Genomic DNA, 11,939 nt, shown 5'->3' with positions numbered 1-11,939 from the left:
GTAACCCGGCAGGACGCCGGGTTAGCCGCGCTGGGCCATGGATGGCCCATCGCGGCGGCCCCCCAAATCAATGTCGGATGACGGGCACACCGAGCCTAGGCGAGGTGCCGAGTGGTGGGGCAAGAGCCCTTTTGGTTACTTTTGGGGCTCTTTTCCAAAAGTGACCCGCTGTAAGAGCGGAACCAATAGCCGCCATGACCGCAGCAACGGATATGTTCACAAACCCAACAAGCACTGGATAAAAGAGATGTATAGATACCTACGGGTATCGCATGCAAGCCAGCTCAAAAAGCTCATCTTATTTGTTAGACAAATCGTGTAACTTGCTAACTTTAAAGCATAAAAAAACGGCGCTCACGGACGCCGTTTTTTGTTTGCAGCGAACACCTTAGTAGTAGGCGTTTTCTTTCTGCGTATGGTCAGTCACGTCACGTACGCCCTTGAGCTCGGGAATCCGCTCCAGCAACGTACGCTCAATACCTTCACGCAAGGTCACGTCAGCCTGCCCACAGCCCTGGCAGCCGCCACCGAACTTGAGCACGGCGATACCGTCATCCACCACGTCGATCAGGCTGACCTGGCCGCCATGGCTGGCCAGGCCCGGATTGATCTCGGTCTGCAGGTAGTAGTTGATGCGCTCGTTGATCGGGCTATCGGCATTGACGTTCGGCACCTTGGCATTGGGCGCCTTGATGGTCAGTTGGCCACCCATGCGGTCAGTGGCGTAGTCGACCACGGCATCGTCAAGGAAGGCTTCGCTGAAGGCGTCGATATACGCGGTGAAGCTCTTGAGCCCCAGGGCGGTGTCTTCAGGCTTTTCTTCGCCCGGCTTGCAGTAGGCAATGCACGTCTCGGCGTACTGGGTGCCAGGCTGGGTGATAAAGACGCGGATGCCGATACCCGGGGTGTTCTGCTTGGACAGCAGATCAGCCAGGTAATCGTGGGCGGCGTCGGTAATGGTTATGGCAGTCATGGGAACTCCTCACAGGCTTGCCGGCAGTTTACGCCAATCGCCGCGACGGTACAAAGTCCTAGTATTTTTGTCAGGCAAATCCACACCTACAGGTTCTCGTAGCGATTCATATCCAGCACACCCTCTTCCACCGGAGTGGTTTCGCGGATGTATTGCGATAAATCGTGGAAGTACTCCCAGAACTGCGGGTGGCTGCGGCGAATGCCCCAGCGTTCGACAATCCGTTCAAAGCGCTTGGCGTCCCTGGCCAGCTCCATGTCCTCGACAAACTCGGGCACATCCTCGGCCGGCACATTGAAGATGAAGTTGGGGTAGCTGCTGAGCACGCCCGGATAGATCGTCAGGGTATCCAGGCCCGGTTGATAGCGATAAGCCTCGCCGAGCATAAAGGCCACGTTGCTGTGGGCGCGGTTGCGCAGCAGGCTGTAGACCTCGCGTTTGCCGCTCGGAGTCTGGATGCGCAGCAAGGTGGCTTCCGGCAACTGCTCGATCACCTTGAGCCCGGCCGCCGGCCTTGAGGTCAGGCGGCTGAGGGTTTGTTCGACGTCGCGCAGTTGCGGGTCGATACCCAGACGTGAGCAGTAGGCACTGATGCAACGGTTGATCGGGTCCGGGCTGGCGTTCAAGTCGGCATACCGGGACAGCAACTGGTTGGCAAAGTCGCGTTTCGGGTCCTGCGGGTCCAGCTTCAGGCCGCTGGGCTTGTCGTTGTCGATGGCTTCATAGTCCAGCCACAGCTTGACCTTGCCGCTGTTCTGGTACCAGTCGTCGAGCAAGCCATCGCGCGAATCCGCCGGCATCAGGCGCAGGAAGTTCTGCTCGGCGCCATTGCGGATCAGGTCGAAATACAAACGGGTCTGGGCCTGGTGCGAGACATTGCCGAACACGTCGAAATTCACCGCCAATTGGTAATAGGTGCGCTCCAGCAGCGGGTAGTCGAACAGCCACATCGTCTGTGGGACTTCGCCAATCAGGCCCTTGTTCACCGAAGCGCTGTCGAAGTGGCGGAAGATGCTCAGCAACGCGTTGTCATTGCCCTGCCACAGGCTCGACCAGCCCGGCGCCGGCAAATCAGCGTAGTTGTCGCGGCGCAGGGCCTCGTATTCATTGCGTTTGTCACGGTAGGCCAGCCACAGGCTCAACACACTGCCCACGTCATCGTTCTGCCCCGGCATCGCCAGCAGCGGCGTGGCTTGGCCGCGATAGCGGGCATCGGTGATGTACAGGTCGTGGTCCGGGTCCTGGAACAGGGTCCAGAAGTTGTCGCGGATTACGTCCGTGGCAATCTGCCCACGGCACACCGGCCCACGAATAAACGTGCGCACGAAGTATTCGGCGTTATCCAGCATGAACTGGTAGCGCGCCTTGACCGGGATCGCCTCGAACGTTTCAAACGGGTTGGCCCGACGGCCAGGGCCGTAGCCCGGCAGCGCCGTGGCTTGCCAGTCGCCACTGTAGAACAGCGACTTGACCCGCTCCATCTTCGCCGCGCTGAAGGGGTAGGTAATGTGGGTCTTGTGCACGATCACCCCTTGCACCGGCCACAGGCGGTAGTACACGCGGGTGCCAGGGTCGTCATTCGGGCGACGGGTGTTGATCAGGTCGATGGGCTGGCCGCTGGGCGTACGCGAGCGGACCCACTGGAAAAAATGCCCCGGTTCACCGCCCTCGAAATAGATATGAGCGAGGAACAGATGCTCGAACAACCAGCGCGCCACCAGGCTTTCCCGGGCGCCGGGCTGGTTCAGCAGGTTTTCCCATTGCTGTACCTGCAAGGCTTCCTGGGCACTCGGCGCCAGGCCCTGCTCATCAATAGGCGCACCGGACGCCAGCCAACGCTGCAGAGTCTGGTATTGCTGATCGGTCAGGCCGGTGACGGCCAGCGGCATGCCTTCCTTGGGGTGCGCGCCGGCGTAGGCGTCGAACTCCCCCGGCAATGGGCACATATTCTCGCGGTTCAGGCCCAGCACAATCTCTTCGGGCAGCTTGGCATTGGGCGCCAATGGGGTTTTATGACCCAGCTCCAGCATGCGCGCCATCAGCGCCGCCTGGGTGCCCTGGGCATCCAGCACCGAGGCAAAACCGTGGCGCTGCCAGGCGGCCTTGCCAAAGGCGTCATAAAACAGCCGGGTCGGCTGCGACGCCTGGCTGCGCTCGCCGTCATACACCGGCAGCTTGCTCGCGCCGCGTGCCGCACCTTCGCCACTGCCCAGGTTGAGCTGACAGGCGGAGTCGTAGCAGGCATGGCAGGCCACGCATTTCTCGGTGAAGATCGGTTGAATATCGCGGGTATAGGAAAGCGCCGGGGCGGGTCCGTTGGCCTGCGCGAGGCAGGCGACCAACGCCAAGGCGGCGCCGGTGATGAGGCGAAGTGACATGTATCCGGTCCCGAGTCGATGCGAGCGCTGAAAAATTGCCGCGATTCTACCGATGTCGAGGCGCCCTCAACATGAGCGATATTCATGCAAAACCCAGGCATGCTCTAAAAGCGCACAGGTTTGCTATGATCCACGCCCTCCGTAATGCCTGATTAGAGTAGTCCCATGTCCGATCGTAGCACTCGCCTGCAAGCCCTCCACCAAGCCCTCAAGGAACGCATCCTGATCCTCGATGGCGGCATGGGCACGATGATCCAGAGCTACAAGCTGGAGGAAGAGGACTACCGTGGCAAACGCTTCGCCGACTGGCCCAGCGACGTCAAGGGTAACAACGACCTGTTGATCCTGAGCCGCCCGGACGTGATCGGCGGGATCGAGAAAGCGTACCTGGATGCCGGTGCCGACATCCTCGAGACCAACACCTTCAACGCCACCCAAGTGTCCCAGGCCGACTACGGCATGGAGGCGCTGGCCTACGAGCTGAACCTGGAAGGCGCACGCCTGGCCCGCCGGGTCGCCGACGCCAAGACCCTGGAAACCCCGGACAAACCGCGCTTTGTCGCGGGCGTGCTGGGCCCGACCAGCCGCACATGCTCGCTGTCGCCCGACGTGAACAACCCCGGCTACCGCAACGTCACCTTCGATGAACTGGTGGAGAACTACACCGAGGCCACCAAAGGCCTGATCGAAGGCGGTGCGGACATGATCCTCATCGAAACCATCTTCGACACCCTCAACGCCAAGGCCGCGATCTTTGCCGTGCAAGGCGTGTACGAAGAACTGGGTGTGGAACTGCCGATCATGATTTCCGGGACCATCACCGACGCCTCCGGCCGCACGCTGTCGGGCCAGACCACCGAGGCGTTCTGGAACTCCATCAGCCACGCCAAGCCGATTTCCGTGGGCTTGAACTGCGCCCTGGGCGCCAGCGAGTTGCGGCCGTACCTGGAAGAACTGTCGAACAAGGCCGACACCTACGTGTCCGCCCACCCCAACGCCGGCCTGCCCAACGAGTTCGGCGAGTACGACGAGCTGCCAGCGCAAACCGCCAAGGTCATCGAAGAATTCGCCCAGAGCGGCTTCCTCAATATCGTAGGCGGTTGCTGCGGCACCACGCCGGGCCATATCGAGGCCATCGCCAAGGCCGTGGCCGGCTACGCGCCGCGCCAGATCCCGGACATTCCCAAGGCCTGCCGCCTGTCGGGCCTGGAGCCTTTCACCATTGATCGCCAGTCGTTGTTCGTCAACGTCGGCGAACGTACGAACATCACCGGTTCCGCCAAATTCGCCCGGCTGATCCGCGAGGACAACTACACCGAAGCCCTGGAAGTCGCCCTGCAGCAGGTGGAAGCCGGCGCCCAGGTGATCGACATCAACATGGACGAGGGCATGCTCGATTCGAAGAAGGCCATGGTGACCTTCCTCAATCTGATTGCCGGCGAGCCGGACATCTCCCGTGTACCGATCATGATCGACTCCTCCAAGTGGGAAGTGATCGAAGCCGGCCTCAAATGCATCCAGGGCAAGGGCATCGTCAACTCCATCAGCATGAAAGAAGGCGTCGAGCAGTTCATTCATCACGCCAAACTGTGCAAGCGCTACGGCGCGGCGGTGGTGGTGATGGCGTTCGATGAAGCCGGCCAGGCCGACACCGAGGCGCGCAAGAAAGAGATCTGCAAGCGCTCCTACGACATTCTGGTCAATGAAGTGGGCTTCCCGCCGCAAGATATCATCTTCGACCCGAACATCTTCGCCGTGGCCACCGGTATCGAAGAGCACAACAACTATGCCGTCGACTTTATCAACGCCTGTGCCTATATCCGCGATGAACTGCCGTATGCGCTGACCTCCGGTGGCGTGTCCAACGTGTCGTTCTCGTTCCGCGGCAACAACCCGGTGCGCGAGGCGATCCACTCAGTGTTCCTGCTGTATGCGATCCGCAACGGCCTGACCATGGGTATCGTCAACGCCGGCCAACTGGAAATCTACGACCAGATCCCGGCCGAGCTGCGCGACGCCGTGGAAGACGTGGTCCTCAACCGCACCCCGGAAGGCACCGACGCCCTCCTCGCCATCGCCGACAAGTACAAGGGCGACGGCAGCGTCAAGGAAGCCGAGACCGAGGAATGGCGTGGCTGGGAAGTCAACAAGCGCCTGGAGCATGCGCTGGTCAAGGGCATCACCACCCATATCGTTGAAGACACCGAGGAATCCCGGCAGTCGTTCGCGCGCCCGATCGAGGTGATCGAAGGCCCGTTGATGTCCGGCATGAACATCGTCGGCGACCTGTTTGGCGCCGGTAAAATGTTCCTGCCCCAGGTGGTGAAATCGGCACGGGTAATGAAGCAAGCCGTGGCCCACTTGATCCCCTTCATCGAGCTGGAAAAAGGCGACAAGCCGGAAGCCAAGGGCAAGATCCTCATGGCCACGGTCAAGGGTGACGTACACGACATCGGCAAGAACATTGTCGGCGTGGTGCTCGGTTGCAACGGTTACGACATTGTCGACCTGGGCGTGATGGTCCCGGCCGAGAAGATCCTGCAGGTGGCCAAGGAGCAGAAGTGCGACATCATCGGCCTGTCCGGGCTGATCACACCGTCCCTGGATGAAATGGTGCACGTGGCCCGCGAGATGCAGCGCCAGGACTTCCACCTGCCACTGATGATCGGTGGCGCCACCACCTCCAAGGCGCACACGGCGGTGAAGATCGAGCCCAAGTACAGCAACGATGCGGTGATCTACGTGACCGACGCCTCACGCGCGGTGGGCGTGGCCACCCAGTTGCTGTCCAAGGAGCTGAAGGCCGGGTTTGTCGAGAAGACCCGCCTGGAATACATCGACGTGCGTGAGCGCACCTCTAACCGCAGCGCCCGCACCGAGCGCCTGAGCTACGCGGCGGCCATCGCCAAGAAGCCGCAGTTCGACTGGAGCACCTACACCCCGGTCAAACCGACGTTTACCGGGGCCAAGGTGCTGGACAATATCGACCTCAAGGTGCTGGCCGAGTACATCGACTGGACGCCGTTCTTTATCTCCTGGGACCTGGCCGGCAAGTTTCCGCGCATCCTCACCGATGAGGTGGTGGGTGAAGCGGCCACCGCGCTGTACGCCGACGCCCAGGAAATGCTCAACAAGCTGATCGACGAAAAACTCATCAGCGCCCGCGCCGTGTTCGGTTTCTGGCCGACCAACCAGGTGCAGGAGGATGACCTGGAAGTCTACGGCGACGACGGCCAGCCGATTGCCAAACTGCATCACCTGCGCCAGCAGATCATCAAGACCGACGGCAAGCCGAACTTCTCCCTGGCCGACTTTGTTGCGCCCAAGGACAGCGGCGTAACCGACTACATCGGTGGTTTTATCACCACCGCCGGCATCGGCGCCGAGGAAGTGGCCAAGGCTTACCAGGATGCGGGCGACGACTACAACTCGATCATGGTCAAGGCCCTGGCCGACCGCCTGGCCGAAGCCTGCGCCGAATGGCTGCACCAGCAAGTGCGTAAAGACTACTGGGGCTATGCCAAGGATGAAGAGCTGGACAACGAGGCGCTGATCAAGGAGCAGTACAGCGGTATCCGCCCTGCCCCCGGCTACCCGGCGTGCCCGGATCACACCGAGAAGGCGCAGTTGTTCCAACTGCTCGACCCCGAGGCCCGCGAGATGCATGCGGGCCGCAGCGGCGTGTTCCTCACCGAGCACTACGCGATGTTCCCGGCCGCAGCGGTCAGCGGCTGGTACTTCGCCCATCCACAGGCGCAGTACTTTGCTGTAGGCAAGATCGACAAGGACCAGGTGACCAGCTACACCGCACGCAAAGACCAGGATCTGGCCGTGACCGAACGCTGGCTGGCGCCGAACCTGGGTTACGACAACTAAGGGCGATTGCCAGGCACTCTGTTCGGGTGCCTGGCACACCGCTGGCAGCCTTATAGCTTCAGCTCGGCCCGTTCCTGCCGGGTCAGGCGGATCGCCAGCGCCCTGCGCTGCTCCTTGATCCAGGCACCCAATGCCGCATATTCACGCAAGTACTCGGCACCGCTCTCGGGGTAGCGCTCATCCAGGCGATCGGTCTGGTGTTCCAGCTCGCGCGCCAGGGCCGCAAAATCCGTGGCGTACTTTTTCTTCAGGTAATTGCGCCAATACTCAAGGCCCACCAGCTTTTCTTCAAAGCCCGGCGTGCTCTCGCCCTCCAGGACAGTGGCGTATGCCCGGTCGAGGTCGGCCTGGGTCACTTCCGATAACTCGCTATACAGCATGCCGGAGGGCTGCCGGGGCAGGTCCAGGCGCTCGGCAAGGCCAATGCGCAGGGCTAAACGAATTTCCGCCGGGTCAATATCCTCATGGGCCTTGATGATGTCCTCGGCGATGCCTTCAACCGCCTCCAGGCGAAGCATGCCACGGGCGAACTTCAACAGGGCGGCGCCATCCTGACCAGCCTCGGCCAATCTCAACGCAGCGAACTCCTGCACGCGGGTTTCAAACGCGTTGAACATCAGGATTCTGCCATCCCCACAGGTCACCTCGGGCATCAACGCCGTCGCCCGGGCGAACACGTCCCGCCGCATGGCCGGGTTGCCGCCAATGGCCTCCAACACCGCCCATACGCGCTGGGTCAGATCGCCTGGCGCCTCAAGGAAGTCCTCGGTATTGCGCAGTTGCGACAGGGTGAAGAAGAAATCGTGGCTCCCCGGCTGTGCGTTGAGGTCGTCCCAGACCCGGTGCCTTGGCGAATCGGGCAGGACATCAGCAAACCAGCGCGCCTTCTGGATTTGTGGCGTTTCGATATCCGGATGATCCAGCGAGTAGTCAGGGGAGTCAAAAGCCTCCCGCTCATCGCGCTCCCGGTATCCCTGGATCATTTCCTCAAGCTGCTCGGCGGAAAACCCCAAGCCATTGCCGGTCTGCGCCAGATACCCCTGCAAACGCTCACAGCTTTCCTGCTCAAGGCGGTTTCCCAAGAGGTCAGTCCCCGCCATCAAGGCGCGGTGTTGCGGCTCAAAGGCTGTATCTGGCAGGGTCTCGATCCAGTTGTCGTGCAGGTCCAGGGTGCGCAGGCGCCCAAGCTCAAGCACTGTCATGGGCCACTCGTCCAACAGGTTGGTATGCAGGTACAACGTTTCGAGCCTGGACAGGCCACCGAGGTCCAATTCGCTCAAGACGTTCTCGCCCAGGTTCAGCCATTCCAGCGCCTGCAGGCGCGCCAGGTGCCCCTGAAGCTGGGAGGCGTTTTGTAGTTCATTTCTGCTGAGGTCCAAGCGTCTCAACCCGTGAAACTCTGCGAGGGCATCGGGCAAGGCTCGCAGGCCGTTGTCACTGAGGGTCAACGTACGCACGTGGCTGAAGGCCCGCAGGAACTCGTTGGAACCCTGGGCCGTGAGCCTGACGCGACTCAGGTTCAGTTCGGTGACGTGAGCGAAATACTTGGGCAACTTCGGCAGGTCGCCCAACAGCAGGCCGGACAAATCCAGCAGGCTGGCGCTATTCACTTCAGGCAGGCCGGGCGTGGCACGTAGGGTGTGACGCCAGCTTTCCAGCACACGGTCCGCTGCGCGACGACGATCCAATACACTGACCCAACCGCCATCAAGGTAGCCATGGACATCTATCCATTCATTGAGCAGTTGCACCCACTGGCTGTACTGCCCTTCCCATTCATCGAGGCGTGCCTGGATCTGCCCGGAGTCGAGGCCGCTGGCTTGCAGCTCGGCTAGCCGTGCCGCCGCCTGCAACTCGTCCAGCGCCGGGACCAGGCGTTGTATGCGGGCTGCGGGAGCCAGTGCAGCCGAGGCAAGTGCCGTGGGGAGTGCCACGAGCAAGTCGGGGCGGCGCAAGACATTCTCGGGAAAATACTCAGGCTCCCCCCCAGTCAGGCCTTGGGCAAGCAACTCACGGGGTATGCCCAACGGGTTTTCCAGGGCAACGGATGGGTGTTCAATCGCGTAGCGTCGCGCAAACGTGCGCGCATCGGTACGCGCCGTCACGCTGAGGCGACAACCGCGCAGATGAGTGTTGGAAAGCAAACTATCATGCCCGCTCAGCGCCGCTTCGGGGATTGCCGTCACGGCGCTGTGGCTCAGATCCAGGCGTTGCAACGACGACAACTCAAGCACACCCTGGGGCCATTCGCTGATTGCGCTGTGACTCAGGTCCAACGTACGCAAGTCGTGGAAGCCGCTGACATCCAGGCGGCTGATCGGGTTGTACTGCAGGCGCAATGATAAAAGGCCGGTCAACCTGCTCAAACGCGCCTGGATCGCCGGGTTGATCACCAGCCAATTGTGAGACAGGTCGAGGTGGCGCAGGGACGAATGGGTAAGCAGTACCGCAGGCGGCTCGGTCAGGTTGTTGCGGGCCAGGCTCAATGTTTCGACCTGGGGAAACTGGTCGAGCCAGGCATTGATGCCTTCAAGGGAAACGCCGATATCCTCCAGGATCAAGCTGCGCACATGGGCAAACCCGTTGGCCGGCACCCGCGGTAAATCAATCAGGTTGGCGCCTGACAGGTCCAACACCGCCGCCCCGGCAGGAACGGGCTCAGCCTCTGCTACCAGGTGTTGCTCCAGGCCTTCGCGCCAGCAATCCAGGAGTTTTTCAGCGGCTACCTGACGATCCACCTCGACCCGGCCAGTGCTTGAATCGCGATCCGACCATTGCTCCAGCTCATCGACCAACCTACGGTATTGCGCCTGCACCGCGTTGACACTCTCCAGACGTTGGCGGGCCGTCAGCCCCTGCGTTCTGAAGCTGAGCAACACCCTTTCGGCGAATGTCGGGTCCGCGCGTCGCAAGCGAGCCAAGGCTCCTTCGCAGTAGGCCTGCACCAGTCGCTGCTCATCGACCAGATGGGCCGGATTGTCATGCAGGTACTCAAAAACCCGCATGAAGTCTTCAGGCTCATACGCCGCCCAATTCATCTGCAACCCGCGCCACAACCGTTGATGCCCGACCAGCATCTCGGCCGGCACCGAACGCAACTGAGTCTGGGCAAGGTCGAGTAACTCCAGGTGCTCAAGTGCCAGGAGCCCTTGGGGCCAGGTTTCCAGGGTTCCGGACACGGTTAAGCGGCGCAGCGCCGTCAGCCCTTGGATATCCAGGGTTTCCAGTTTGCCGGCCAGGGACAATCGTTCAAGCGCAGTCATGCGATTGAGCGCCAGCAGCACTTCAGGCGAATAGGTCAGCAATGGCCCGGTGAGCGACAGCCGGGTGATGCCGGGCACGCTCGCCAGCCGTTCAGCCACCTGGCCAAGATTGTTGGGGCGCACGTAGAGCTCCAGATACTGCACATTGGGAAATGGCCGAAATAAATCGCTGGCTTGTTGGGCGAGCAATCTGGCCCCTGACAGGTGCAGGGATCGCACATGGGAAAAGTCGGCCTCCATCTGCGGTAGCGCGTGCTCCCCGCGCAGATTCAGGGTGGCATGGGCGCTGCGGTCTCGGTCATAGCCCTGGCGCCAGCATTCGATGACGTCCTCTACCGAACGCAAGCGCTGCGCATCTGCCCCCGCCCATTGCTCAAGGGTGTTGCGCAACCCCAACAACTCTCGCTGGCGATTGGCGAACAACCGCCAGATTTGCGGGCTGCTTTCACCGTCACGTCGGCGCGCCCAGATCAGCTCTTGCGCCTGGGTGTCGCTGATATTTGGATACGCCGTGCGAACCTGGGCGATCAGAGAGTCATCCGCTGCAAAAGGCCCGCCGCGCCCCGATAACTCATATCCCAGGCGCCCGCCGGGCAGGCGCAGCGCCGGCCGGGACCTCGGCCTGCGCAACTTTAAGACGTCATCGGCCATAACGTCGCGGTGGCGCCTGGCGTAGGCTGCCAACACCGGCTGCAAGTCCGCACCATGAGGGGTCAGCGCCAGCGCTTGACGCGCCGCTTCGGGCAAGGCATCGACGATCGACGGGAATAGATTACGGCCCTGGGCCGGTGCGCTATTGAGCGGCTTGCCGGCTTGATCCTGGGCCTGGAAACGATTGCCGCGTTTGATCAGGTAGCGACGCGTGGCGGCGTGCGCCTCGCCAATGCTGTCGACCAAGGGCCCTTGAATGCTGTCTACACGCATCTCCAGGCGCAAGCCTGAAGGCCATCCGGGCAGGCGCTCCAGGGTATGCAAGGCGAGCCGATCGCTGTCGGCGTTGGCGAGTCGGTCGCGGTGCAGGCCACTGATCGCTCGGCTCAAGCGCCCCTGGTGCAGGCTGCTGCGGGCCTGGTGATCCAGACGCTCGCTCAGCCGCGCGCTGTCTTGCAAGCGCCGCAGTTCCTGGGGGCTGGCGCTATTCAGGAGTTCCTCTCGGGCCCGTGCAGACAGCGAGGGAAACCGGCGTTGCAGCAGCCCCCGGTCAACCACCGGGTCACCCTTGGCAGATAACCGAGCGTCGAACAGCGCTGACTGGCGGTGCAGGGCATGATCGGCCAGGCGCTCGTTGAACACCTGCTCCCTGGGCCGCCCCCTCCAACTGGACGCACTGCCCAGCAGGCCGGTGATTTCCTGTTCGCTCAGGCCATTCAACAGCACCTGAGCGAGCTTGCCGTGCTGTAAATCGGCCCGGCTGATTTTCAGGGTCGGCAACTCATCATCTGCCAAGGC

At 61.8% G+C, this 11,939-nt stretch carries 4 protein-coding genes; 1 reads left to right on the top strand and 3 read right to left on the bottom strand.

Going from position 1 to position 11,939, the window contains the following annotated elements; all coding sequences use genetic code 11:
* Positions 1 to 388: 388 nt before the first annotated feature.
* Together nfuA and HBR93_RS16205 are read right to left on the bottom strand one after the other, a co-directional pair.
* Positions 389 to 973 carry a Fe-S biogenesis protein NfuA gene (gene nfuA / locus HBR93_RS16210; RefSeq protein ID WP_057436766.1) on the bottom strand — a complete coding sequence of 195 codons (585 nt, stop codon included), beginning with the start codon at positions 971 to 973 and terminating at the stop codon, positions 389 to 391.
* An 86-nt stretch (positions 974 to 1,059) separates the two neighbouring features.
* Entirely contained in the window at positions 1,060 to 3,351 is a 2,292-nt protein-coding gene (locus HBR93_RS16205; RefSeq protein WP_169960695.1) for a fatty acid cis/trans isomerase, read from the bottom strand.
* Between the two features lie 165 nt (positions 3,352 to 3,516).
* On the opposite strand from HBR93_RS16205, the gene metH reads away from it, so the two are divergent.
* On the top strand, positions 3,517 to 7,227 hold the full coding sequence (metH, locus tag HBR93_RS16200) for a methionine synthase (RefSeq protein WP_169960694.1): 3,711 nt from the start codon (positions 3,517 to 3,519) through the stop codon (positions 7,225 to 7,227).
* A gap of 50 nt (positions 7,228 to 7,277) precedes the next feature.
* Here metH and HBR93_RS16195 read toward each other — a convergent pair whose 3' ends face one another.
* Positions 7,278 to 11,936 (bottom strand): NEL-type E3 ubiquitin ligase domain-containing protein, encoded by a 4,659-nt coding sequence (locus HBR93_RS16195; protein ID WP_169960693.1) that lies wholly within the window; start codon positions 11,934 to 11,936, stop codon positions 7,278 to 7,280.
* Positions 11,937 to 11,939 lie beyond the last annotated feature (3 nt).

It is taken from the genome of Pseudomonas sp. WS 5411, from assembly GCF_012985595.1.
GTDB classification, from domain to species: Bacteria; Pseudomonadota; Gammaproteobacteria; order Pseudomonadales; family Pseudomonadaceae; genus Aquipseudomonas; species Aquipseudomonas shahriarae.
The sequence above is the reverse complement of the archived record's forward strand: the minus strand, read 5'-3'. Positions and strand labels throughout refer to the sequence as shown.

What these genes read in the sequence shown, in the direction of transcription:
- metH (WP_169960694.1), top strand. Translation starts at nt 3,517, where the DNA reads ATGTCCGATCGTAGCACTCGCCTGCAAGCCCTCCACCAAGCCCTCAAG.
- HBR93_RS16205 (WP_169960695.1), bottom strand. Translation starts at nt 3,351, where the DNA reads ATGTCACTTCGCCTCATCACCGGCGCCGCCTTGGCGTTGGTCGCCTGC.
- nfuA (WP_057436766.1), bottom strand. Translation starts at nt 973, where the DNA reads ATGACTGCCATAACCATTACCGACGCCGCCCACGATTACCTGGCTGAT.